This window comes from Herbaspirillum sp. Her4, assembly GCF_057961335.1.
Map to the genome: position 1 here is coordinate 4194533 of NZ_CM176330.1, position 23415 is coordinate 4217947.

At 61.6% G+C, this 23415-nt stretch carries 20 protein-coding genes and 3 tRNA genes; 9 read left to right on the forward strand and 14 right to left on the reverse strand.

Translation table 11 applies throughout. From position 1 onward, the window contains the following. Positions 1–529: 529 nt before the first annotated feature. From ACWFUC_RS18975 to ACWFUC_RS19015, 9 genes are all read right to left on the reverse strand, one after another. Positions 530–606, reverse strand: a tRNA-Asp gene (locus ACWFUC_RS18975). A 25-nt stretch (positions 607–631) separates the two neighbouring features. Continuing rightward, positions 632–707, reverse strand: a tRNA-Val gene (locus ACWFUC_RS18980). 50 nt (positions 708–757) lie between these two features. Further along, on the reverse strand, positions 758–1030 hold the full coding sequence (locus tag ACWFUC_RS18985; RefSeq protein ID WP_008329418.1) for an HU family DNA-binding protein: 273 nt from the start codon (positions 1028–1030) through the stop codon (positions 758–760). A gap of 286 nt (positions 1031–1316) precedes the next feature. Next, positions 1317–3725 carry an endopeptidase La gene (gene lon, locus ACWFUC_RS18990; protein WP_134222577.1) on the reverse strand — a complete coding sequence of 803 codons (2409 nt, stop codon included), beginning with the start codon at positions 3723–3725 and terminating at the stop codon, positions 1317–1319. A gap of 283 nt (positions 3726–4008) precedes the next feature. After that, complete coding sequence (clpX, locus tag ACWFUC_RS18995) at positions 4009–5274, reverse strand: ATP-dependent Clp protease ATP-binding subunit ClpX (protein WP_121045673.1); 1266 nt, start codon at positions 5272–5274, stop codon at positions 4009–4011. A gap of 265 nt (positions 5275–5539) precedes the next feature. Next, a complete protein-coding gene (gene clpP, locus ACWFUC_RS19000) occupies positions 5540–6166 on the reverse strand; it encodes an ATP-dependent Clp endopeptidase proteolytic subunit ClpP (RefSeq protein WP_034341328.1) in 627 nt (208 codons plus the stop codon). A 51-nt stretch (positions 6167–6217) separates the two neighbouring features. Beyond that, positions 6218–7567: a trigger factor gene (gene tig / locus ACWFUC_RS19005; protein ID WP_034350407.1), complete on the reverse strand. Its 1350-nt coding sequence runs from the start codon at positions 7565–7567 to the stop codon at positions 6218–6220. Between the two features lie 283 nt (positions 7568–7850). Then, entirely contained in the window at positions 7851–8348 is a 498-nt protein-coding gene (locus ACWFUC_RS19010) for a CreA family protein (RefSeq protein WP_489623004.1), read from the reverse strand. 137 nt (positions 8349–8485) lie between these two features. Then, positions 8486–8680, reverse strand: coding sequence for a DUF1653 domain-containing protein (locus tag ACWFUC_RS19015; protein WP_204726496.1), 195 nt, complete (start codon positions 8678–8680; stop codon positions 8486–8488). A 205-nt stretch (positions 8681–8885) separates the two neighbouring features. On the opposite strand from ACWFUC_RS19015, the gene ACWFUC_RS19020 reads away from it, so the two are divergent. The 6 genes from ACWFUC_RS19020 (at position 8886) to hpnC (ending at position 15137) form a co-directional block, all read left to right on the forward strand. After that, positions 8886–8972 (forward strand) — tRNA-Leu (locus ACWFUC_RS19020). Between the two features lie 236 nt (positions 8973–9208). After that, entirely contained in the window at positions 9209–9391 is a 183-nt protein-coding gene (locus ACWFUC_RS19025; protein ID WP_489623005.1) for a type II toxin-antitoxin system HicA family toxin, read from the forward strand. 17 nt (positions 9392–9408) lie between these two features. After that, positions 9409–9804, forward strand: a complete 396-nt coding sequence (locus ACWFUC_RS19030; protein WP_489623006.1) for a type II toxin-antitoxin system HicB family antitoxin — start codon at positions 9409–9411, stop codon at positions 9802–9804. 383 nt (positions 9805–10187) lie between these two features. Beyond that, positions 10188–13712 (forward strand): calcium-binding protein, encoded by a 3525-nt coding sequence (locus tag ACWFUC_RS19035; RefSeq protein WP_489637260.1) that lies wholly within the window; start codon positions 10188–10190, stop codon positions 13710–13712. A 318-nt stretch (positions 13713–14030) separates the two neighbouring features. After that, positions 14031–14315, forward strand: a complete 285-nt coding sequence (locus ACWFUC_RS19040) for a hypothetical protein (RefSeq protein WP_006463927.1) — start codon at positions 14031–14033, stop codon at positions 14313–14315. A 12-nt stretch (positions 14316–14327) separates the two neighbouring features. Beyond that, positions 14328–15137 carry a squalene synthase HpnC gene (gene hpnC / locus ACWFUC_RS19045; protein ID WP_489623008.1) on the forward strand — a complete coding sequence of 270 codons (810 nt, stop codon included), beginning with the start codon at positions 14328–14330 and terminating at the stop codon, positions 15135–15137. Positions 15138–15214: 77 nt separating this feature from the next. On the opposite strand, the gene ACWFUC_RS19050 is transcribed toward hpnC, so the two are convergent. Continuing rightward, a complete protein-coding gene (locus ACWFUC_RS19050) occupies positions 15215–16054 on the reverse strand; it encodes an HDOD domain-containing protein (protein WP_034331571.1) in 840 nt (279 codons plus the stop codon). A 338-nt stretch (positions 16055–16392) separates the two neighbouring features. On the opposite strand from ACWFUC_RS19050, the gene hpnD reads away from it, so the two are divergent. The 3 genes from hpnD to ACWFUC_RS19065 all read left to right on the forward strand — a co-directional run bounded on the left by hpnD (position 16393) and on the right by ACWFUC_RS19065 (position 19884). Then, complete coding sequence (hpnD, locus tag ACWFUC_RS19055; RefSeq protein WP_034331572.1) at positions 16393–17226, forward strand: presqualene diphosphate synthase HpnD; 834 nt, start codon at positions 16393–16395, stop codon at positions 17224–17226. A 15-nt stretch (positions 17227–17241) separates the two neighbouring features. Further along, positions 17242–18570, forward strand: a complete 1329-nt coding sequence (gene hpnE, locus ACWFUC_RS19060; RefSeq protein ID WP_134222582.1) for a hydroxysqualene dehydroxylase HpnE — start codon at positions 17242–17244, stop codon at positions 18568–18570. 171 nt (positions 18571–18741) lie between these two features. Further along, entirely contained in the window at positions 18742–19884 is a 1143-nt protein-coding gene (locus ACWFUC_RS19065) for an alpha-hydroxy acid oxidase (protein WP_034331575.1), read from the forward strand. A gap of 78 nt (positions 19885–19962) precedes the next feature. On the opposite strand, the gene ACWFUC_RS19070 is transcribed toward ACWFUC_RS19065, so the two are convergent. The 4 genes from ACWFUC_RS19070 to ACWFUC_RS19085 all read right to left on the reverse strand — a co-directional run bounded on the left by ACWFUC_RS19070 (position 19963) and on the right by ACWFUC_RS19085 (position 23413). Continuing rightward, positions 19963–20634, reverse strand: a complete 672-nt coding sequence (locus tag ACWFUC_RS19070) for an ankyrin repeat domain-containing protein (RefSeq protein WP_034331576.1) — start codon at positions 20632–20634, stop codon at positions 19963–19965. Next, the gene (locus ACWFUC_RS19075) at positions 20631–21410 is read right to left on the reverse strand and encodes a TatD family hydrolase (protein WP_134222583.1); all 780 of its coding nucleotides are present in this window, start codon (positions 21408–21410) and stop codon (positions 20631–20633) included. Before ACWFUC_RS19075 ends, ACWFUC_RS19070 begins: the two co-directional genes overlap by 4 nt. Positions 21411–21496: 86 nt before the next feature. Then, positions 21497–22045, reverse strand: a complete 549-nt coding sequence (locus ACWFUC_RS19080) for a response regulator transcription factor (protein ID WP_034331579.1) — start codon at positions 22043–22045, stop codon at positions 21497–21499. A 39-nt stretch (positions 22046–22084) separates the two neighbouring features. Beyond that, positions 22085–23413 (reverse strand): ATP-binding protein, encoded by a 1329-nt coding sequence (locus ACWFUC_RS19085; RefSeq protein ID WP_489623009.1) that lies wholly within the window; start codon positions 23411–23413, stop codon positions 22085–22087. Between the last annotated feature and the right edge of the window lie 2 nt (positions 23414–23415).

Below are 23415 nucleotides of genomic sequence, written 5' to 3' on the forward strand. Positions count from 1 at the left end.
CTGCGTGCCCATGACACTGCACCACTTTGCGAATCCGCAATGCGTCTCTTGGGTTCTCTTCACATCTTTGGGGAGCGGCTTGTGCCCTTCTTCCTCGGCCTGCTTGCAGGGGCCGGGTTCCCTCAAAAACATTGTTTGCCCCGGCTGTGCCGGTCTCCTGTTTTTTGAGAAATTGCAAATTCCGCTTCAGTGTAAACATTTCCGTGGAGAAAAGTACTTGAAACTCACATTTATTTGATACGTGTCGCGTAATTTTGTCAGGAGAGACAAATGATGCCACCGGGTGGGAATTGATGAGTGGAGTGAAGCTTTTTGCTGCGCAAAAACAAAAACGCCCCGCTCTTGCGAACGAGGCGTTTTATTTGGCGGAGCGGACGGGGCTCTCCTACACTAGCGCAGGCCGCGGAATCGCTTGCAAGCGATTCCCTTCTCGCCCCGCCGGGAGCCGCGCAGGCGGCTCCCTCCGCTCCGCAGGTTTTTGCTGCGCAAAAACAAAAACGCCCCGTTCTTGCGAACGAGGCGTTTTATTTGGCGGAGCGGACGGGGCTCGAACCCGCGACCCCCGGCGTGACAGGCCGGTATTCTAACCAACTGAACTACCGCTCCTAAACTGGTGCTGACTGCAAGATGCTGGTGGGCGCTGAGAGGCTCGAACTCCCGACCTAAGCCTTGTAAGGGCTCCGCTCTACCAACTGAGCTAAGCGCCCCGGCAAACTTGTCAGTCTCGTTGCTTTGTTACCTCAGCAACGAAAGAACATTATTTTATAGCATCTTTTAAAGCTTTGCCAGCTTTAAATTTAGGAACCTTCGATGCCTTGATTTTCAGCGCGGCGCCCGTCTGAGGATTGCGGCCCGTACGCGCCGCACGCTTGCCCACTGCAAAAGTGCCAAAACCTACCAGGGTGACCGTGCCGTTCTTCTTCAGCGTGGTCTTCACTGCACCAATGAATGCGTCTACTGCTCGTCCTGCTGCTGCCTTGGAGATGTCTGCCTCGCCGGCAATGTGCTCAATCAGTTCGCCTTTATTCACTTACGCCCCTCGAACAAGTTTCTGGTTTGTTTGATTTCAAACGACGGTGCTTCGGCTCCAACACAGCGCGACAGAGCCCTCCTCACCATCGCTTGCCTGACGGAAATTTTCCGCAGCGGCTATTAAACAAGTCCATCAGCAGCACTGTCAAGCCAAGGTGCAACCATGACGCGATTTTCAGTGAGATTTTTTATTTCATTCCCATAGCCCGATACATGAATCCTTTTGGGACATAAAAAAGGCACCTCAACTGAGGTGCCTTTCAATGCGGATGACTCCCGCAGGATCAATGCTTCACAACCGGATCCGTCGCGCCTTCCTTCGGCTTCACGGCTGCTTCGACGATCGCTTCCTCTTCCGTCAGCGGCACCGGCTGGCGTTCCAGTGCCACTTCCAGGACCTTGTCGATCCAGCGCACCGGAATGATCTCCAGCTTGTTCTTGACGTTGTCCGGGATCTCGGCCAGATCCTTCACATTCTGCTCAGGAATCAGCACGGTCTTGATGCCGCCGCGATGCGCCGCCAGCAGCTTTTCCTTCAGACCGCCGATGGGCAGCACCTCGCCGCGCAGCGTGATTTCACCGGTCATCGCCACATCAGCACGCACCGGAATGCCGCTGAAGATGGACACCAGCGCCGTGGTCATCGCAATACCGGCCGACGGACCATCCTTGGGCGTCGCACCTTCCGGCACGTGGATGTGGATGTCGCTCTTCTCGAACACCTCATTCTTGATGCCCAGCTTGCGGGCACGGCTGCGAACCACGGTACGTGCGGCCTCGATCGATTCCTTCATCACGTCGCCCAGGGTACCGGTGCGGATGATCTGGCCCTTGCCGGGCATGTTCACCGCTTCGATGGTCAGCAGGTCGCCGCCGACTTCGGTCCAGGCCAGGCCGACCACCTGGCCGATCTGGTTTTCCTTCTCGGCCATGCCGAAATCATAACGACGCACGCCCAGGAACTTGTCCAGGTTGCGCGAGGTGACGGTGACCTTCTTCTCCTGCTTCTTCAGCAACAGCAGCTTGACCACCTTGCGGCAGATCTTCGAGACTTCGCGTTCCAGCGAACGCACACCGGCTTCACGAGTGTAGTAGCGGATGATGTCGCGGATGGCCGACTCGGCCACGCTGATCTCGCCTTCCTTCAGGCCGTTGTTCTTGATCTGCTTGGGCAGCAGGTAACGCTGCGCAATGCTGGTCTTCTCGTCCTCGGTGTAACCCGACAGGCGGATCACTTCCATCCGGTCCAGCAGCGCCGGCGGGATGTTGAAGGAATTCGAAGTCGCCACGAACATCACGTCCGACAAGTCGAAATCAACTTCGATGTAGTGGTCGGAGAAGGTGTGGTTCTGCTCCGGATCCAGCACTTCCAGCAGGGCCGACGAAGGATCGCCACGGAAATCCATCCCCAGCTTGTCGATTTCATCCAGCAGGAACAGCGGGTTGCGCACGCCGACCTTGGACAGGCTCTGCAGGATCTTGCCCGGCATGGAACCGATGTAGGTGCGGCGGTGGCCACGGATCTCGGCTTCATCACGCACGCCACCCAGGGCCATGCGCACGAACTTGCGGTTCGTTGCGCGGGCGATGGATTGGCCCAGCGAGGTCTTGCCCACGCCCGGGGGACCGACGAAGCACAGGATCGGTGCCTTCAGCTTGTCCACGCGCTGTTGCACGGCGAGGTATTCCAGAATGCGTTCCTTGACCTTCTCCAGGCCATAGTGATCGCCTTCCAGCACCTTCTCGGCATTGGTCAGGTCGTTGTTGACCTTGGACTTCTTCTTCCAGGGCAGCGCCACCAGGGTGTCGATATAGTTGCGCACCACGGTCGCTTCGGCCGACATGGGCGACATGAGCTTGAGCTTCTTCAGCTCGGATTGCGCCTTTTCCAGAGCTTCCTTGGGCATCTTGGCAGCGGCGATCTTCTTTTCCAGCTCTTCCAGATCGGCACCGTCTTCGCCTTCGCCCAGTTCCTTCTGGATGGCCTTGACCTGTTCGTTCAGGTAGTACTCGCGCTGAGACTTTTCCATCTGGCGCTTGACGCGCCCACGGATGCGCTTTTCCACCTGCAGGATATCGAGTTCGCCTTCCAGCTGCCCCAGCAGATGCTCGTAGCGCTTGGTGACGTTGAAGATCTCCAGGATCACCTGCTTCTGCTCCAGCTTCAGCGGCAGATGCGCGGCGATGGTGTCGGCCAGGCGGCCGGCGTCATCAATACCGGCCAGCGAGGTCAGGATCTCGGGAGGGATCTTCTTGTTAAGCTTCACGTACTGGTCGAACTGCTGCACGATGGTACGGCGCATGGCTTCGACTTCGGCCTCGTCGCCCTGCTCGGATTCGACCGGGGTCAGGTCGGCGACGAAGTGGGTTTCCAGTTCGCTGATGTGATGGATGCGGGCACGCTGCGCGCCTTCGACCAGCACCTTCACGGTACCGTCAGGCAGCTTCAGCATCTGCAGGATATTGGCCACGCAGCCGATTTCGTAAATGTCTTCGGCCGAAGGCTCATCCTTGGCGGCGGCCTTCTGGGCTGCCAGCATGATGCTCTTGCCCTGCTCCATGGCCGCTTCCAGCGCCTTGATCGACTTCGGGCGGCCGACGAAGAGCGGAATCACCATATGCGGGAAGACAACCACATCCCGTAAGGGCAACAGCGGCAATTGCGATTGTTCTGTGAGTATAGGAGTCGTCATGGCGGGCCTTATCAATAAGTACTGTGAATGATGTTGGCACGAGTGACCAAAACACAAGTCCGGTGGAAGAAATATTCACCAGCTGCGCGTTGTCATGATCGCAACAAAATAAAAAAGCCACACGCGAAGCTAGCTCCGGGTGGCTTTTCGATGGAAGCCAGTTATGTGCGCCGGTTTATTTTACCGTGTTTGCGGTGACCGGACTTCGTGGTGGCTTCTTGCTTCCGGAAGGCCCCACTCGAGGGCCTTCCTTTTACTGCTCTTTACATCACTTGCCGGGCAATCAGCCGCCCGAGACCTTGGGTTGGTCGTGATAGATCAACAGCGGTTTGGCACCATTGGTGATGGTGTTCTCGTCGACCACCACCTTGGCGACGTTCTGCTCGCTAGGAAGTTCATACATCACATCCAGCAAGGCGTGCTCCAGGATGGACCGCAGGCCGCGTGCGCCGGTCTTGCGCGCCAGGGCCTTCTTGGCGATGGCATGCATGGCGGCCGGACGGATTTCCAGCTCGGCGCCTTCCATCTGCAACAGCTTGGCGTACTGCTTGATCAGCGCGTTCTTGGGCTCGATCAGGATCTGGATCAGGGCTTCTTCATCCAGCTCGTTCAAGGTTGCGATCACCGGCAGACGGCCAACCAGTTCCGGGATCAGGCCGAACTTGACCAGGTCTTCAGGCTCGGCATTCAACAGCACTTCCGAATTGCTCTTCTGGGTCTGGCTCTTCACGCTGGCCGAGAAACCGATGCCGCTCTTTTCGGAACGGTCGGAAATGATCTTGGCCAGGCCATCGAAGGCGCCGCCGCAGATGAACATGATGTTGGTCGTGTCGATCTGCACGAAGTCCTGGTTCGGATGCTTGCGGCCACCCTGCGGCGGCACCGATGCCATGGTGCCTTCGATCAGTTTCAGCAGGGCCTGTTGCACGCCTTCACCGGAGACGTCGCGGGTGATGGACGGGTTATCCGATTTGCGGGAAATCTTGTCGATCTCGTCGATGTAGACGATGCCCTTCTGGGCTTTCTCGACTTCGTAATTGCAGTTCTGCAGCAGCTTCTGGATGATGTTCTCGACGTCCTCGCCGACATAGCCGGCTTCGGTCAGCGTGGTCGCATCCGCGATCACGAACGGGACGTTAAGCATGCGTGCCAGAGTCTGTGCCAGCAAGGTCTTGCCGGAACCGGTCGGGCCCACCAGCAGGATGTTGCTCTTGGCCAGCTCGACGTCATCCTTTTTGCCGAGGTGCTTCAGGCGCTTGTAGTGGTTGTAGACCGCCACCGACAGGATGCGCTTGGCAGTAGCCTGTCCGATCACGTACTGATCCAGCAGGTCGGTGATTTCCTGCGGGGTTGGCAGATCCGACTTGGTGCCGGTGACGCTTTCCACGCTGGCGGCTTCATCACGGATGATGTCGTTGCACAGGTCGATGCATTCGTCGCAGATGAAGACCGAAGGACCGGCGATGAGCTTCTTCACTTCATGCTGGCTTTTGCCGCAGAAGGAGCAATAAAGCAGTTTTTCGCCGCTGGAAGATTTTTTCTCGGACATAGAGCTACTAGAGTAAAAGTTACGACCCGATCATACCCGCGAAATCCGGATTCGTCACGGCTTGGTCATTTTTGCTGTCCCAAATTGCTTCACAGGACTGCCGTATGACCGTTATATGTCAGCCCAGGTGCCATTTATCAAGCAAATAGAACCCGAAAAGCCGCTCTGTGCCAATTTCGTCAAAATTTGGACAAAAAAAATGCCCGAACCGTATTACGTTCGGGCATTTTTCGCGTTGGATCGTCGCCAATGCGATGACGCAAACTCAAGCGCGCTGGGTCAGCACCTGGTCGATCAGGCCATATTCCGCGGCGGCCTCGGCCGACATGAAATTGTCGCGATCGGTATCCTTGCTGATCTGCTCGACGCTACGGCCAGTCTTCTCAGCGAGGATGGTGTTCAGACGTTCACGCAGGTACAGGATTTCACGTGCCTGGATCTCGATATCCGATGCCTGGCCCTGGGCGCCGCCCAGAGGCTGGTGAATCATGATGCGCGAGTTCGGCAGCGAGAAACGCTTCCCCTTGGCACCCGCAGCCAGCAGGAAAGCGCCCATGGAGGCAGCCAGACCCGTGCACAGCGTCGACACTTGCGGCTTGATGAACTGCATCGTGTCGAAAATCGCCATGCCGGCCGATACCGAACCGCCAGGCGAATTGATGTACAGGGAAATGTCCTTGTCCGGGTTTTCGCTTTCCAGGAACAGCAGCTGGGCCACGATCAGGTTGGCCATCGCATCATTGACCGGTCCGACCAGGAAAATGATGCGTTCCTTCAGCAGGCGCGAATAGATGTCGTAAGCGCGTTCGCCACGGCCACTCTGTTCGATCACCATCGGCACCATGCCGAGCATTTGGGTATCCAGTGCAGATTGCTTCATCAGACCTGTCATGTATGCATCCTTAAGCGTAAGAGTTTTCTGATACTACTAGAGAAAACCGGATTACGCTTGCGCCTGATTACCCATCAGTTCGTCGAACGAAACCGGCTTTTCCGAGACCTTGGCCTTGCCGAGAACGTAGTTGACGACGTTTTCTTCCAAAACAAGAGCTTCGACTTCGGCCAGACGGCGACGGTCGGAGAAGTAGTATTTCAGCACTTGTTGCGGATCTTCGTAGCTCTGGGCGAAGTCTTCGATCTGGGCCTTGACCTGCTCTTCGGTGGCTTCCAGCTTGTTCTGCTTGACCACTTCAGCCAAGATCAGGCCCAGGCGCACGCGGCGCTCGGCTTGGGCGGTGAAGAGTTCCTTGGGCAGTTGCATGACCTTCGGGTCCATGCCGCGCTGGGCCATGTCCTGACGGGCCATTTCGGACAGGCGCTCGACGTCCTGGTCGATCAGGGCCTTGGGCACTTCCAGTTCCGACGCCTTGATCAGGGCGTTCATGACGCTGTCCTTGGTCTTGGCCTTGGTGCGGGCGGTGACTTCACGCTCCAGGTTCTTCTTGATGTCTTCGCGCATCTTGGTCAGATCGCCGTCTTCGATGCCCAGGGATTGAGCGAAGACTGCATCGACTTCAGGCATGTGGGCCCATTCGATCTTCTTGACGGTGATGGTGAATTCAGCGGTCTTGCCGGCCACGTCCTTGCCGTGATAGTCCTCGGGAAAAGCCAGCGGGAAGGACTTCGACTCGCCGACCTTCAGGCCGATGGTGGCTGCTTCGAATTCCGGCAGCATGCGGCCTTCGCCCAGCACGAACGGGAAGGCATCGGCCTTGCCGCCCTGGAATTCGACGCCGTCGATCTTGCCGACGAAGTCCACGGTCACGCGGTCGCCGTTCTGGGCCGACTGGTCGGCACCGCCGTCGCCGTGCGCGCCTTGCTCGCCCTTGACGTGGTAGTGCACGCGCTGCTTGCGCAGGATGTCGATGGTCTTGTCGATTTCGGCGTCGGAGACGGCCGCGGTGGTCTTCTCGACTTCAGCGCCGGACAGGTCGCCCAGGGTGACTTCCGGATAGACTTCGAAGGTGGCGTCGAAGGCCAGCTTGCCTTCGCCGGCTTCTTCGCTGGTCTTGGGTTCGATGCGCGGGAAACCTGCCACGCGCAGGTTGTTTTCGACGGCGGCGTCGTTGAATGCGCGGCCGACCTTGTCGTTCAGGACTTCGGTTTCGACCTGGTAGCCGAACTGGGCGGCAACCATCTTCATCGGCACTTTACCCGGACGGAAACCCGGTGCCTTGGCGGTACGGGCGCGCACCTTCAGGCGCTTTTCCACTTCAGCCTGAACATCGGCCAGCGGGAAAGACAGGGTCATACGACGTTCGAGTTTGCTCAGGGTTTCGACTGCAGTTGCCATTTAAATCGTCCAAATGTTAAGAATTCCGTAAGCCGGAGCATGCTGTCTTTCATCCCGATCATCAGACTGCAGACGAAAAGCGCCCTGCCCGGCCGCGCTAAAGCTCGCTATTTTATACGCAAAAAGCGCCGATAGTCCAAAAATGGGCTTGCCACGCTGCAAACAGCACCAAATCACCTGAAAAGCCCGCCAGACCAGCACCGACGCGGCCCGCCAACGCATCACCCCAGCCGACGGATTACCTGCCAGCAAAGTCCGGCGTAAAGAATTTAGAGAATTTCCCTCATTTCACCGGAATCGGCGTGGAAGGTGCCACCGGCACGGCGGTGACGGCATTCATCGGGCTGCCATCGATGAGCTTGTCCGAATAGGTCAGGTAGACCAGCGTATTGCGCTTGGCATCGACCACCCGCACCACGTGCAGGCGTTTGAAGAGAATGGACATGCGCTCGCTGAAGACGTCTTCCTGGACCGGCAGCTTGTCCTGGAATTGCAGGGTCGGCGCCACCTGGCGGCAGGCGATGGAGGCTTCCGACTTGTCCTCGGCCAGGCCGACCGTGCCCTTGACGCCACCAGTGCGGGCACGCGAGACGTAACAGGTCACGCCCTGCACCTTGGGGTCATCATAAGCTTCGATGACCACGCGGTCGTTCTTGCCCAGCCAGCGGAAGGCGGTGCTGACATCGGCCAGTTCTTCGGCCGAGGCCACATGGGGAATGGTGGCGGCAAGGGCGAACACGGAGAAGATCGCCCCGGCCAGGACGCGTGCTTGATGTTTCATGAGGATGCCCGAATAAGGTGAATTGAATTTATGAAGGAGTGAAGTAGACCGTCATGCGCGCGCATTGTTCAGCTTGCATCGGCCAGCGACGCGGTTTTGCATCGAATCGCAGCAGCCACCCGTAGCTACGGGCAGGATCAGTCCTCAATCTTTTCGAAACGCGGCACCTGCTTGCCATCGACCTCGACCGTTTCGAAGAAGACATCGCGCGGACGCAGCCAAAGGCGGCCGTCGGCGGCGCGGTAGATGATCATGGGCGTGAGGTCGGCTTCGAGGATGGCCTCGTCGATATAGTCATAGATGCCGCCCTTGTAGTGACGATAGCGTGTCATGGTAAACCTGCTGGCTGGAAGAAGATGCGGCATGGTACTACCGATCAGCGGCGGCACAAAAATGTCCGCACAGAAAAACGCCCACAGTGACAACACCTTGCAGTACAATGGCGCGCTTTGACAAATTGCTACCTGCATCGGTAGCGGCAGGTCTGCGGCGCAAGCCCTGCCAGACTGCTATCGCACCGGTGCCCGACCCCCTTCAGCGAGGATGGCGAAATTGGTAGACGCACCAGGTTTAGGTCCTGACGCCAGCAATGGTGTGGGGGTTCGAGTCCCCCTCCTCGCACCAGACAATCACATTGAAACCAAAGATTTGGCCATCCCGGCCAGCTATTGCTTTTAATGTGTTGACCCCGGTTTGGCATGAAAATGCCCACCTGATGACAGCGCGCCGTCTGACCTCCAGCATTCGTCTCGCGGCAAGATTTCAAGGAAATGAACCTCGGGGAACAGGGGCACTTTCAGCACCCAACCCGCACCAACAGCCAGCTTGTGTAATCGTGTGTAAAATACACAATGCACTGCATGGACAGCGCAACCCTCATCAAACCACTCAAGGCCGACGGCTGGAGCCTGGTGCATACGGTTGGCTCGCATCACCAGTTCAAGCACCCCACCAAGCCCGGCAAGGTGACGGTACCGCATCCGAAGAAGGATCTGCCGCTGGCCACGCAGAACAGCATTCTCAAGCAAGCCGGCCTGAAGTGAGGCCATCAGGAGGATCCATGCTCTACCCCATCTACGTCCACAAGGATGCCGACAGTGCCTACGGCGCAGCCTTCCCTGATTTTCCCGGCTGCTTCACCGGTGCGGACAAGCTGCAAGACCTGCCTGCGGCTGCACAGGAAGCCGTGGAAGCGCACTTCCATGGAGAAACCGAACCGATCCCACATCCGAGCGCCCCCGAAGACTGGGCCGGCGATGAGCAATTCCAGGGCGGCTACTGGATGCTGGTGGAGATCGACCTGTCGCGCGTCAATACCAAGGCCGTGCGGCTCAATGTGAGCTTGCCCCAGGGCCTGCTGGCACGTATTGACGCGGTGGCACAGGCGCGCAGGATGTCACGCTCGGCGTTCCTGGCGTTGGCTGCTGAGCATGAAATGCAAGCAACAGACCGCTAAGCCGCACATCCGGCACAGGCCGCACCGGCATGAAAAAAATATCATGCCCCCTCCCCGCCTCCCCCTCTTCCAGTCCTCACTGCCACCGCTTTGAACGACCATCAGTCCCCTCACGTTGGCATTTCCGTTCCAGCCAGCTCTTGTCAACCGGCCAATGGCACTTTTGTGCGATTTACCGAAGCATTTCAATCCGATTGAATCGCCCCGGGACAACAAAATTCATATAGCAAGCTTGCTGCACCGTGCCAGCCCGGCGCTGGCACCTTCCGGCCAGCGTCAGGGCCAGGCGGCATGGCAGGCAACACGTCCCCGGGGAAAGACGCAGCATGCGCAGACTCTCCCCGAACGCCTTCGCCTTTACCGGCGTAATTGAAAGGGAACCCGTGTCAACCACCACCTCGCAGGATCAACCCAAGGCAGCATCGTCGCTTTCGCATCCGGTCATCACCCGTATCGACAAGCGCTTCGTCCAGATCAAGACCGGCAGCGTCACCAAAATCATCTTTGCGCCGATCTCTCCCGACATCAAGCTCTTCGATCCACCGGAAAAGACCGCCGCCACACCACCGGCCACCAAGCAGCCAGCCATTGCGAGCAAGCCCGTCGTCGCGCCGCCCTTGGCCAGCCCCACCAAACCGGCAGCAGCCAAGCCGTCGCCCATCCAAACGCCGGTCAACGTCAAACCGGATATCGCACCGCCACCCATCAGCAGCAAGCCCGCAAGCAACAAGCCCGTCAGCGTCGACGCGCCCGCCAGCCTCCAAAAGCCCGTGACTCCTGACAAGTCCATCAGCCTCGACAAGCCGGTCAGCCCCGCCAAACCTGCCGTTACCCCAACATTGGCCCCGGTTTCGCCGCCGCCGGTGGTGATCCCACCCAGCGCCCATGCCAACCCTCCTGCAGCCGTCGGCAGCAAGCCTGCCCCCGCTGCGCCGGCACCAGCCCCCCTGCAGATACCAGCGCCCGCCAACCTCAAGCCGACCACCCCGGAAAAACTGCCAGTCCCCACCACCATGCCAGCCCAGCGCGACAAGATCGACGGCAAGGACGTGCTGGTCTACGGCAACCCGAAGTCCTATGTAGACCTGGACTATGCCCAGGGCGATGCCGTCCCGGGCTACATGGGTACCTGCTCGGAAACCAGCATCGCCAACCTGCTCATGATCGCCGGTCGGGATGTGACCGAAAAGGACGTCGTCCAGAGAGCCATCGACAACGGCTGGTGTGACACCGTCAGCTCCAATCCCGGCCAGCGCGGTGGTACCGTCGCCGGGCTGCAACGCCTGCTGCTGGAAAGCTTTGGCATGCCCGTCGAGGCCATCACGGATTACGATCCCAACAAACTGGCCGCCCTCATCAAGGAGGGCAGAGGTGTGCTCATGGGCGTGAACGGCTATGAGCTGTGGGGTGCCGATCTGGACAAGAATTTGCTGGAACTGATCAACGTCAATCACATGATCAACCTGACCGGCGCTGTCTATGCGGCCGATACCGGTGCCCTGCAAGGCTTCTATATTGTCGACTCGGGACGCGGACGGTCCGGCGATGCCGCACGCTACGTTTCACTGAGCGAACTGGACAAGGCCGCGCACTTCCAGTCCGGTTGTTCGGGTTTCTATACTGTCGATCCGATCAAGAAGCTGGCGCTGCCCGAGGATCCCAGGATGGCCGACCCGGCCAAACCGCAACACAAGCTCATCACCGGCCCGGACGTACTGACCTATGGCAATCCCTTTGCCTTCTCCCATGATCTCGACTACAACCAGGGGGATGCGGTCGCCCGCTATGAAGGGACGTCGGGCGAGGTCTGCATCGCCAACCTGGCCACCATCGCCGGCATGTCCGTAACGGAAAAGGACGTCGTCAACAAGGCCATCGCCGAAAAACTGTGCGATACCACCAGCAAATCCACCACCAAGCGCGGCACCATCAGTGCGGAAAACGAACTGATCCTGCTCAAGGAATTTGGCCTGGCCTCGACATTGACTCAGGGTTTCGACGAAAACGCTGTGGCACGCGACATCCTCGCGGGCAAAGGCGTCATCGTCACGGTCAATGGCAGCAACCTCTGGGCCAAGAACATTCCGGAAAACGTCGGCATGACCGATCACATGATCGCCATCATCGGCGTGGGCTACGGCGCGCAAACCGGCGCGGTGGACGGTTTCTACATCACCGATTCCGGCCGGGGGCGCGATACCGACACCTGCCGCTACGTCAGTTTGCAGACGTTGCGCGATTGCACCAACGCCAGCGGCTCCGTCACCATCACCACCAATGACGCCATCAAGCCCTTCAACAGGGCCAATAGCGGGGCCGGCACCGCCCTGGATCAAGCCGCAGCCGATGGCAAACTGCCCCCCCAGACCGGGCTGACCGCACCGGCAAAGCCTGCTGCATCCGGCGGCAATGCACTGGCAGCGCACTACCTGGACAGCTTCACCGCCCCCGCCCCGTTCGGCGACGACGAAGGCTCGCAACACAAACTGCCCGGCGTCAAGGTCAGGAAGCACATCGCCCTGGCCAGCGACAAACAGGACCTGGCACTGGAAGCCGACAACCTCGATGCCACCGGCAATGCGCAGAACAACCGGCTCACCGGCAACGACCGCAACAACATCCTCGATGGCCTGGGCGGTGCCGACATCATGACCGGCGGCAAGGGCGATGACAGCTATTACGTCGACAACAGCGGCGACCGCGTGGTCGAGAAGGCGGGCGAAGGCATCGATACGGTTTATGCGACGGCCAGCACCACGCTTGCCGACAATGTCGAGAACCTGGTCCTGATCGATGCCACCAAGCCGCAGAGCGCGGTGATCAATGGCGTCAACGTGCTGGTGTACGGCATGCCGAAGTCCTACCAGCTGGACTACGCGCAGGGCGATGCCGTCCCCGATTTCCTGGGCACCTGCGGCGAGACGGTCGTGGCCAACATGAGCGTGCTGGCCGGCCGGCCCCTCACGGAAAAGGAAGTGGTCACCCGCGCCATCGACGAAATGCTCTGCGACGTCATCGCCCCCTTGCCGGAGCACCGGGGCGGCACCTACACGGAGGGCCAGCAGGCCCTGCTCAAGGATTTCGGTATTGACGCTACCATCACGCATGGTTTCGATGAAATGGCAGTCGCCCGGAGCATCAAGGAGGGCAAGGCGGTCGGCCTGAGCGTCAATGCCAGCCGGCTCTGGGACATGCCCATGGCCAGCAACAACCGCAGCAACCACTGCGTCACGGTTACCGGGGTGGCCTACGCGGTCGATACCGAGCAGATTGCCGGCTTCTTCATTGCCGACTCCGGACGCGGCAGAGCGGACGACATGAGCCGTTACGTCACGCTGCGGCAATTGCGCTACGCCACCGATGTCACCTCGGCCGACACCTTGACCACCGACCAGGCGGTCAAGCTCTGGGGGCAGAACGTGAATGCCACCGGCAACGGCCTTGACAACATCCTGGCCGGCAACGGCGGCGACAATGTCCTCACAGGCGGCAAGGGCAATGACCTGCTCATCGGCGGGGCTGGCAACGACAGCTATCGCTTCGCCAAGGGCGACGGCCAGGATGCGGTTTACGACCACGATGCCACCAAGGGCAATGTCGACACGCTCAGCTTCACCGACGCCCGGCAGGACAACCTGTGGTTCAGCAAGACCGGCCAGGACCTGCGCATCAAGGTGCTGGGCACGACCGACCAGGTGACGGTGAAGGACTGGTATGCCGGCGCTGCCGGGACGACCGACAACCACATCGAGCGCATCAAGACCGCCGACGGCAAATCCTTGCTGGACACTGATGTCGAGAAACTCGTGCAAGCCATGGCCAGCTTCGCTCCGCCGGCAGCGACCCAGACTACCTGGGCGCAGGCGCAGGGAGGCGACGGCAAGGTCTTGCTGGCGGTCAGCCATTGATGGAGGGCCCGATTGGGGCCATTGCGCATTGAACGGCAGGCCCCAGGCAAGCCGGTAGCGAATCAGACCTCGCTGCCGGCTTCCGTTTTTTTGCAAATTGCTTCACCAGCTCTGTAGGCTGCTGCCCCCGGCGGGCGGCGGCAATGGGCTCCCGGAGAAAACTTCATTTCCCGGCTTTTTTTTCACGATCCACGTGCCCCGGGGCCGATTGCACACCGCCTGCGCGCAGCGGCGTGCTGAACTGCTACAATCCGCGCCTTTGCTGGCTGGTGCGCGAACCTTTCCTGCACCAGCCGCGCCATCCAGTGAGGACCCGCCATGCCCACCCAGGAAGAATTCGACGCACTCAAGCAAAGCCACAACGCCTTGCTCAACAAGTTCATCGAGAACAATACCGCTGACCAGATCCTGTTCTCCACCCTCTTCACGGCCGCGGCCGTGCTGTCCAAGGATGGCAAGCAGTTCACCGAAGGCGCCATGGGCATCGCCCGCTCGCTGGCCGCGCAGTTGAATGCCGGTGGCACCATGCCCAAGGCCCTGCTGGAGACGGTCGAAACCCGCATCGCCACCATCGAGGCGCTGCTCAAGGACAAGTTCGACTGAGTCGCGCGCCCCATGGCCGTCGATCACTACGAGAACTTCCCCGTTGCCTCGCTGCTGCTGCCGGCGCGCCTGCGCCCGGCCGTCACCGCCATCTATGCCTTCGCCCGCAGCGCCGACGACATCGCCGATGAAGGCGACGCCCGGCCCGAAGAGCGGCTGGCCGCGCTGCATGCCTACGACGCGCAGCTCGACCTGATCCAGCAGCAGTTGCCCTGCACCCATCCGATCTTCAAGCGGCTGCAGCAGACCATCGTCGACCATGCCCTGCCGTTGCAACCCTTCCGCGACCTGCTCTCAGCCTTCCGCCAGGATGTGGTGACCACCCGTTACCCCCGCTATACGGACCTGCTGGACTACTGCCGCCGGTCTGCGAACCCGGTAGGAAGCCTGATGCTTCACCTGTACGGTGAGGCAAATGAAGAAAATCTCCAGGATTCGGATGCCATCTGCAGCGCCTTGCAGCTCATCAACTTCTGGCAAGACGTCGCCATTGACTGGGAAAAGACGCGCATCTACCTGCCACTCGAGGACCTGGAGCGCTTCGAAATCAATGAAAACGACATCGCCCAAGCCCGCAGCGACCAGCGCTGGCAGCAACTGATGCAGTTCGAGGTCACGCGGGCGCGGGAACTGATGCTTTCCGGTGCCCCGCTGGCGCGCCGCCTGCCGGGCCGTATCGGACTGGAACTGCGCATGGTGGTACAAGGCGGACTGCGCATCCTGGAGCGCATCGAGGCGGTGCAAGGCGATGTCTTCCGCCAGCGCCCCAAGCTGGGCAAGCCGGACTGGCTTATCATCGGCTGGCGCGGCCTGACCCGATAAATCGCAGCCGGAATGAAAAAGCCCCGCCCGGTACATTGGCCAGGCAGGGCTTCAAGAAGAAGCGGTCGCGTACTGGTTCAGACCAGCAAGGCAGCGGTGAGGGTGCGGATCTGCTCTTCGGAATCATCCAGCATCTCGCGCAGCGAACGGTCGCCGATGTAATCATCCACCAGGTTCTCGCCACCGATGCCGGCTTCGGCCACCACGGTGCGTTGCAGCGGCGAGGGCACCGGCGACAGTTCCTTGGCCAGCAGCAGCACGTCACCGATGGTCTGCGGCGGCAGCACCCGCACGCCGTGCCACAGGGATTCGATGGCATCGACCACCGGCTGCGGCACGCCCAGCTTCTTGAGCACGGCGCGGCCGATCATCTTCTCCCCGTATTCCATCCAGTCCTCGGTGCCGCCGTCGAGCAGCCCGGGGAAGTCATCCGTGCGCGAAAGCAGGTAGAAGCCACCCACTTCATGCACAATGCCGGCAAACATCGCCGTCTCCGGATCGGCCTTGGTCAGCTTGGAGGTCAGCACATAGGCGGTGGCCGCCACGTGGGCGCAGTGCTCCCACAGCTGGGCCGACTTGATGCGCATGCCGGGATTGTTGATGGTCCGCCCCAACTGGCGCACGATCACCGACGTCGTGATGGTGTTCAAAGTGCGGAAGCCCAGCCGCATCACGGCCGCCCGCACGTTGTTGATCTCGCCGCCGGAACGGTTGTAGGCCGCCGAATTGGCAATGGCCACGGTACGCGCCGACACCAGCGGCTCGGCCATCACCAGCTTGGCAGCCAGCTCCAGATGGCAGTCCGGGTCGGCCAGGGCCTTTTGCAGCTTCAGCGAGGCGCTGACGTTGGCCGGGAATACCAGCTCGCCGCGACCAGCCTGCGAGGCGATGTTGCGAAAGATTTCCAGTCTGTCCATATTGTCTCCAGCCTCCAGGGGGCCATCGTCGATGGCCGGGGTTGCCGATGTGCCGCGCTGCAAGCGGGGTTGACCACTGCAGCGCCACGTCTGGTTAGATTAACGGCAGAATTCATCCGGATTTGATGTCATGTGAATTTGTTTTTCCGGAATGCGCTTGACCCGAGCTTAATGGACAACGCCGGGGGCCGCAATAGACGGGTTTCAGGCCCCGTTTCAAGGCCGGGTCAACGGCAGCCGGCATTTGCCCTGCCGGGCGCACTCGGCTAGCATAGCGCCTTTGCCGCAGGGGGCCGTCAGGCTACCTGCCCCATGCTTCAACCGCCCGCCACGCATCCATGTCTCCAGACGAATACTGCCAGCAGAAGGCCGCCGCCAGCGGTTCCAGTTTTTATTACAGCTTCCTGTTCCTGCCGCCGCAGCGCCGGCTGGCGATCACGGCGCTGTACGCCTTTTGCCGCGAGGTCGACGATACCGTCGACGAAATCGAGGACGCCATGGTGGCCCGCACCAAGCTCATGTGGTGGCGCAAGGAAATCGCCGCCATGCTCGAAGGCCAGCCCACGCACCCGGTCACCAAGGCCCTGCATCCGCACGTGGCGACCTACCAGCTCAAGGGAGAACACCTGCAAGCCATCATCGATGGCATGGAAATGGACCTGGACCAAACCCGCTACCTCGACTATCCCGGCCTGCAGCGCTACTGCTGGCACGTGGCCGGGGTGGTCGGGGTGCTCTCGGCCAGCATCTTCGGCCATACCCAGCCCGGCACCCTGCTCTTTGCCGAAAAGCTGGGGCTGGCCTTCCAGCTCACCAACATCATCCGCGATGTCGGCGAGGATGGCCGCAAGGGCCGCATCTACCTGCCCGTCAATGAATTGCAGCAATTCAACGTCACTGCTGCCGACATCCTCAACGCCCGCCACAGCGAGCGCTTCGAGGCACTGATGAAGTTCCAGGTCGAGCGCGCCCAGGCGGTCTATGACGAAGCCTTCGCCCTGCTGCCCAAGGAGGACCGCCGCGCCCAGCGCCCCGGCCTGATGATGGCCGCCATCTATCGCACCCTGCTGGACGAGATCACGCGCGACGGCTACCACGTGCTCAACCAGCGCATCTCGCTCACCCCCATCCGCAAGCTCTGGCTGGCCTGGAAGACCTATGTCTTCGGCTGAACAGGTGTTTTCCCGATGAACGCCCCGCGTCACTACGCCGTCATCGGTGCCGGCTGGGCCGGGTGCGCTGCTGCCGTGGCGCTGGCCGCCGGCGGCCATCGCGTGAGCCTGTTCGAAGCTGCCCGTACGCTGGGCGGCCGCGCGCGCCGGGTAGAACTGGACGAGCGCACGCTCGACAATGGCCAGCACATCCTGCTGGGGGCCTATCGCTCGACATTGGCGCTGATGAAGCAGGTCGGCGTCGATCCGGCCAGCGCCTTGCTGCGCCTGCCCTTGCAGATGCGCTATCCGCTGGCCACGGGGGCCGAGGGCATGGATTTCGTGGCACCCCGCCTGCCGGCCCCCTGGCATGTGGCCGTGGCGCTGCTGCGGGCCAAAGGGCTGGCGCGTGAAGACAAGTTGGCGCTGGCGCGCTTTTCCACCACGGCGCGCTGGATGGGCTGGCAGCTGCATCAGGATTGCAGCGTGGCCGAGCTGCTGGAACGTTATGAGCAGACCGCGCGCCTGATCCGGCTGATGTGGCGTCCGCTGTGCATCGCCGCGCTCAATACCGCGCCGGAACGGGCTTCGGCGCAAGTCTTCCTGAACGTGCTGCGTGACAGCCTGGGCGCGCGCCGCGCCGCCTCCGACATGCTGATCCCCCGCGTTGACCTGAGCGCATTGCTACCCGATGCGGCCGCGGCCTATCTGGGCAAGCGCGGCGGTCTGGTGCAGGCAGGCGTGGCCGTGGCACGCCTGCTGCCGGGCAATGACGAGGGCAGCTGGCGGCTGGAAGACCGCGCCGCTGAAAGCCTGGGCGAATTCGCCGGGGTGGTGCTGGCCACCGGCCCCGACGCCGTCGCCCAGTTGCTGGATGGTCTGCATGACACGGCGCTCCTGCAAGCACTGGAACACGAACCGATCACCACCTGCTACCTGCAATACCCGTCTGGCGTGCGCCTGCCCGCCCCGTTCCTGGCGCTGGCCGATGATCCGCAGCGCCAGGCCTGGGGCCAGTTCGTCTTTGATCGCGGACAACTGGGCGGTGAGGCAGGCTTGCTGGCCGTCGTCGTCAGCGCTGCCGGCCAGGCCATCGCCGAGGGCCACGCGGCACTGACTGCAGGCATCACACGCCAACTGGCCAGCGACTTCGGCGACGCGGCCCTGGCCACGCCCGGCTGGAGCCGCGTCATCACCGAAAAGCGCGCCACCTTCGCCTGCACACCCGGCCTGCAGCGGCCCGACAATACCGGCATGCCCGCCGGACTGGCACTGGCCGGGGATTATGTGGCAGGTGACTACCCTGCCACGCTGGAAGGCGCGGTGCGCAGCGGCATGGCGGCGGCGCGGCTGCTGGCGGCCTGACCGTAAAATTTTCATGGATGGCGGCAAAGGGATTCACCCCAAGCCCAGCGGGTATGCACTAGCATAACGGGCATTCTGCAGTCCTTTTGTCCGCAGCCCGATTCCGGTTCGTGTCTGCAAGCCCAACACAAGGCGGCCCTCGCCGCCCACCATAACAACGGAGAAAACACCATGCCGGTCATGACCTGTGTCGAAGACTTCCGCCTGCTGGCCAAGAAGCGCGTTCCCAAGGCTTTTTACGATTACGCCGACAGCGGCTCCTACACCGAGAGCACCTATCGCGCCAACACCAAGGATCTGGCCGCCTTGAAGCTGCGCCAGCGCGTTGCCATCAATGTCGATGAGCGCAGCACCCGCAGCACCATGATCGGCCACGACGTGACCATGCCGGTGGCCATCGCCCCGACCGGCCTGACCGGCATGCAATGGGCCAATGGCGAGATGCTGGGCGCCATCGCGGCCGAGAAGTTCGGCATTCCCTTCACCCTCTCCACGATGAGCATCTGCTCCATCGAGGACGTGGCCAGCGTGACCACGAAACCCTTCTGGTTCCAGCTCTACGTGATGCGCGACCGTGGCTTCGTGCAGTCCCTGATCGACCGCGCCAAGGCCGCCAAGTGCTCGGCCCTGGTACTGACGCTGGACTTGCAGATCCTCGGCCAGCGTCACAAGGACCTGAAAAACGGCATGTCCGTGCCCCCCAAGCTGACCCTCGACACCCTGCTCGACCTGGCCAGCAAGCCCGGCTGGGCGCTGCGTGCACTGGGCGGCCGCAAGACCTTCGGCAACCTGGCCGGCCACATCAAGGGCGGTGAAGGTGCCGGCGGCGTGCAGACACTGTCCAAGTGGACCGCCAGCCAGTTCGACCCGACCCTGAACTGGGAAGATGTCGCCTGGATCAAGCAGCAATGGGGCGGCAAGCTGATTCTGAAGGGCATCCTCGATGTGGAAGATGCCAAACTGGCCGTGCAAAGCGGTGCCGATGCCATCGTGGTCTCGAACCACGGTGGCCGCCAGCTGGATGGGGCCATGTCCTCCATCGAAGCCCTGCCCGCCATTGCCGAAGCCGTGGGCGACCAGATCGAAGTCTGGTTCGACGGCGGCATCCGCTCCGGCCAGGATGTGTTGAAGGCGGTCGCCCTGGGCGCACGCGGCACCATGATCGGCCGCGCCTTCCTCTACAGCCTGGGCGCCATGGGCGGCGATGGCGTGTCGCAGATGCTGGAAATCATGCGCAAGGAACTCGACGTCAGTATGGCCCTGACCGGTACCAAGGACATCAAGGACGTCGGTCCGCAGATCCTGGTGCGCTGAAGCAGCAGACCATGTAAAACGTCCCGGTCCACCGTGAGGTGGCCGGGACGTTTCCTTTTGCGGGACCGAATGTGCGGCTTACTGGCGCGGTTTGACGTTGAGCACGTCGATCACGCCCTCCTGCCCGTAGCGGCGGGCCAGGTCCATGGCAGTCAAGCCATCCTTGTTCTTGAGCGTGAGGTCAGCGCCGTTGTCGCGCAGCACTTCCACTGCCGCAACGCGGCCGCGCATGGCGGCCAGCATGACGGGCGTCATTTTGTCATCGGGGGACTCGGCATCGACATAGGCCGAGGCATCCAGCAGCAGCTTGACGATCTCGGAGCTGCCATTGATGGCGGCGTAATGCAGGGCGGTCCAGCCGGGACGGTTGACTTCGACCTCACGCGCCAGCAACAGCTTGACCACCGGGATATTGCCGTAGAAGGAGGCCAGCATCAGCGGCGTGTCACCGTTGGTGGCCTGGGCTTCCAGGTTCACATCGGGCGCATTGACCAGCACGTCGAAAGCCTTCATCGAATCTTCGCGGATGGCCAGCATCAGGCCAGTATAGCCGCGCTTGGGCTCGATCAGGTTGGGCCCCATGCCGCGCTGCATCAGCTGCTTGAGGAAATAGACATTGTCCATGCGGATGGCCTGGAAATAATCTTCATACGCCCCCGCACGGGCGGCTCCCGGCAACAGCAGCGAGGTATAGAGGACGATACGGCCGATGCCGCCGAAGCGGGCGCGCAGCTTTTCCAGCAGGGTCATGGCTTGATTCCGAACAGCTTGAAGAAATTGTCAGAGGTCTGGCGCGCCACTTCGGCCGCGCTGATGCCGCGCAGGTCGGCGATGAATTCACCGACATGGCGCACGTAACCTGGCTCGTTGGTCTTGCCCCGGAACGGAACCGGTGCCAGGTAGGGCGAATCGGTTTCGATCAGCATGCGCTCCAGCGGAATGGTGCGGGCGACTTGCTGCAGGTCCTTGGCCGACTTGAAGGTGACGATGCCGGAGAAGGAAATGTAGAAACCCAGTTCAATGGCCGCATCGGCCACCGCCTGTGATTCCGTGAAGCAATGCATGACCCCGGCCACGCCGCCCGCCTTCGGGCTGGCACCTTCTTCCTGCAGGATGCGGATGGTGTCTTCCGACGCTGAGCGGGTGTGGATGATGAGCGGCTTGCCAGTCGCCCGAGAGGCGCGGATATGGGTGCGGAAGCGTTCACGCTGCCACTCCAGGTCACCCTGAAGGCGGTAGTAATCCAGCCCGGTTTCACCGATGGCCACGATGCGCGGATGGTCCGCCAGGCGGATCAGCTCGTCGAGCGTCGGCTCGGGGGTGTCTTCGTAGTCCGGATGCACGCCGACCGAGGCGTAGACGTTGGGATATTGTTCGGCCAGGGCCAGCACCTGCGGGAAATCCGGCAGGTCCACCGAGACGCACAGGGCATGGCTGACCTGGTTGTCGGCCATCTTGCCGAAGATCTCGGGCAAGCGCGCCGCCAGGTCGGGAAAATTGATGTGGCAATGGGAATCGATATACATGGCCGCTATTGTAAAGCCATGCCGACAGGCTGTCGCCCCTGCTTGCCGGGCGCTTACCTTTCGTTACAGAGCCCCGCGATGTCGGCTCAGCGTGCTACCGGCCGCTTGGCCAGCTTGCGCTGCAGGGTGCGGCGGTGCATGTTCAGCGCCCGTGCGGTGGAGGAAATATTGCCTTCATGCTCGGCCAGCACGCGCTGGATGTGCTCCCATTCCAGACGTTCCAGCGACAATGGCGATGCCTCTTCCACCGGCAATACGGGCTCATCGACTGCCTCGCCTTCGGCCACGTACGACAGCGCCGAGAGGATGGAATCCACATTGGCCGGCTTGGCCAGGTAGTTATCTGCGCCGGACTTGATGGCCTGCACCGTGGTGGCGATGCTGGCATAGCCGGTCAGCACCAGCAGGCGCGCCTCCGGCAGCGCCTGGCGCAGCGGCCCGACCCATTGCAGGCCGGAATCCTTTTCCAGCTGCAGGTCAATGGTGACGTAGTCGAAACGCTCGCGGCGCGCGGCATCCAGGGCCTCTTCGCCGGTATGGGCGACGACGGCACGAAAGCCGCGCCGTGCCAGCGAACGTGCCAGCGTGCTGGCAAAGACGTCATTGTCATCGAGGATCAGGAAGGCGGCACTCATGGGGATATCCGTAAAACCAGAAGAATGAAGGATGGCGGTTCAGACCAGGGGGAAGCGCAACTGCGCGACCGTGCCCTGCCCCGGCGACGAGCGCAGCTTCAGCTTGCCGCCCAGGTGGGTGGCGCTGGCCGTGGCCAGCATCAGTCCGATGCCGGAACCGCCCGAACTGCTGGCCACCGGCCCGTGGCCCAGGCGCTGCAACAGTTCCGGGCTGATGCCTGCGCCATTGTCGGAGACCTCGATGATCGCCATGGTGCGCCCCGGCTTGCCGGAGGCGGCAGATCCGCCCTCGCCCGCCTCGGCCGGTGCCAGGCGGATGCGGATTTCGCCCTGGTGGCCGAGGCCGCGCACGGCATGGGCCGCATTGTCCAGCAAGGTCAGCAGGATCTGCGACAGGTCCTGCAACTGGCTGGCCTTCCAGCCCGGCTGATGCACCTCAGCTACCAGCAGCACGGCCGGATGGCGCAGCCGCCAGCCTTCCAGCAGGCTGGTGAGCCAGGGCGTGATGGGCGCGCTGTCTTCATTGCGCAACTGGGCATCGGCGTCGAGCCGCATGTTTTCCAATGCGGCCTTGCAGACGGCGATCTGTTCCTCGACCACCCGCACGTCTTCCTCATAGGCCGCCAGCGCGGGATTGCTGGCCATGTCGCGGCGCATTTCGCCAGCGATCACTGCTACCGTGGACAGCGGTGTATTGAGCGCATGGGCGGCACCGGCAGCCTGGGTGCCGAGAGCGACGATGCGATGACTCTGCAGCTGGCGCTCGCGGGCCTGTGCCAGCTGGCCGTCGCGCAAGCGCACGGCCGCTGCGATGCGGCTGACGAACCAGGTGATGAGCAAGGCCGAGATCGAGAAGTTGATCCACATCCCGGCCAGGTGATAGGCCATCGCCTGCCCGTGGTCGTGGATGTGCAGCGGCTGGTAAAAGTACACCAGCCCCGAATAGCATCCCAGCGCACACAGGGCCAGCAGCAAGGCATAGGGCCAGGCCAGCGTGGCAGCGCCTGCCGCCAGTGCCGGCAGGTAGAAGGAAACGAAGGGGTTGGTCGAACCGCCCGAAAAATACAGCAGCGCCGTCAATACCGCCACATCCAGCAGCAATTGAATGAACAGTTCGACCTGCTCGGCCGGCCGCGCCCAGCGCATGCGCAGCCAGGTGGCAGCGTTGATGAGGGCCTGCAGGCCGATCAAGGCCAGCAGCGCCGGCAAGGGCAAGGCGATATGCAGCCAGGCATGCGCCCCGGCCAGCACCAGCAGCTCGCCCGCCACCATGGCCCAGCGCAGCCAGAACAGCCGCGACAGCAACAGGTGCTGCGGCTGGTTCATCTGCTCGGAGACGGGAATGAAGAAGGAGGTCAGCGACATCATGC

Excerpts from the sequence above, each read along its gene's own strand:
- hpnC (WP_489623008.1), top strand. The coding sequence starts at position 14,328 with ATGGCCGTCGATCACTACGAGAACTTCCCCGTTGCCTCGCTGCTGCTG.
- lon (WP_134222577.1), bottom strand. The coding sequence starts at position 3,725 with ATGACGACTCCTATACTCACAGAACAATCGCAATTGCCGCTGTTGCCC.
- ACWFUC_RS19015 (WP_204726496.1), bottom strand. The coding sequence starts at position 8,680 with ATGACACGCTATCGTCACTACAAGGGCGGCATCTATGACTATATCGAC.
- ACWFUC_RS19025 (WP_489623005.1), top strand. The coding sequence starts at position 9,209 with ATGGACAGCGCAACCCTCATCAAACCACTCAAGGCCGACGGCTGGAGC.
- clpX (WP_121045673.1), bottom strand. The coding sequence starts at position 5,274 with ATGTCCGAGAAAAAATCTTCCAGCGGCGAAAAACTGCTTTATTGCTCC.
- hpnE (WP_134222582.1), top strand. The coding sequence starts at position 17,242 with ATGAACGCCCCGCGTCACTACGCCGTCATCGGTGCCGGCTGGGCCGGG.
- ACWFUC_RS19040 (WP_006463927.1), top strand. The coding sequence starts at position 14,031 with ATGCCCACCCAGGAAGAATTCGACGCACTCAAGCAAAGCCACAACGCC.
- ACWFUC_RS19075 (WP_134222583.1), bottom strand. The coding sequence starts at position 21,410 with ATGTATATCGATTCCCATTGCCACATCAATTTTCCCGACCTGGCGGCG.
- ACWFUC_RS19010 (WP_489623004.1), bottom strand. The coding sequence starts at position 8,348 with ATGAAACATCAAGCACGCGTCCTGGCCGGGGCGATCTTCTCCGTGTTC.
- ACWFUC_RS19030 (WP_489623006.1), top strand. The coding sequence starts at position 9,409 with ATGCTCTACCCCATCTACGTCCACAAGGATGCCGACAGTGCCTACGGC.
- ACWFUC_RS19085 (WP_489623009.1), bottom strand. The coding sequence starts at position 23,413 with ATGATGTCGCTGACCTCCTTCTTCATTCCCGTCTCCGAGCAGATGAAC.
- ACWFUC_RS19080 (WP_034331579.1), bottom strand. The coding sequence starts at position 22,045 with ATGAGTGCCGCCTTCCTGATCCTCGATGACAATGACGTCTTTGCCAGC.
- ACWFUC_RS19050 (WP_034331571.1), bottom strand. The coding sequence starts at position 16,054 with ATGGACAGACTGGAAATCTTTCGCAACATCGCCTCGCAGGCTGGTCGC.
- hpnD (WP_034331572.1), top strand. The coding sequence starts at position 16,393 with ATGTCTCCAGACGAATACTGCCAGCAGAAGGCCGCCGCCAGCGGTTCC.
- ACWFUC_RS19065 (WP_034331575.1), top strand. The coding sequence starts at position 18,742 with ATGCCGGTCATGACCTGTGTCGAAGACTTCCGCCTGCTGGCCAAGAAG.
- clpP (WP_034341328.1), bottom strand. The coding sequence starts at position 6,166 with ATGACAGGTCTGATGAAGCAATCTGCACTGGATACCCAAATGCTCGGC.
- ACWFUC_RS19070 (WP_034331576.1), bottom strand. The coding sequence starts at position 20,634 with ATGACCCTGCTGGAAAAGCTGCGCGCCCGCTTCGGCGGCATCGGCCGT.
- tig (WP_034350407.1), bottom strand. The coding sequence starts at position 7,567 with ATGGCAACTGCAGTCGAAACCCTGAGCAAACTCGAACGTCGTATGACC.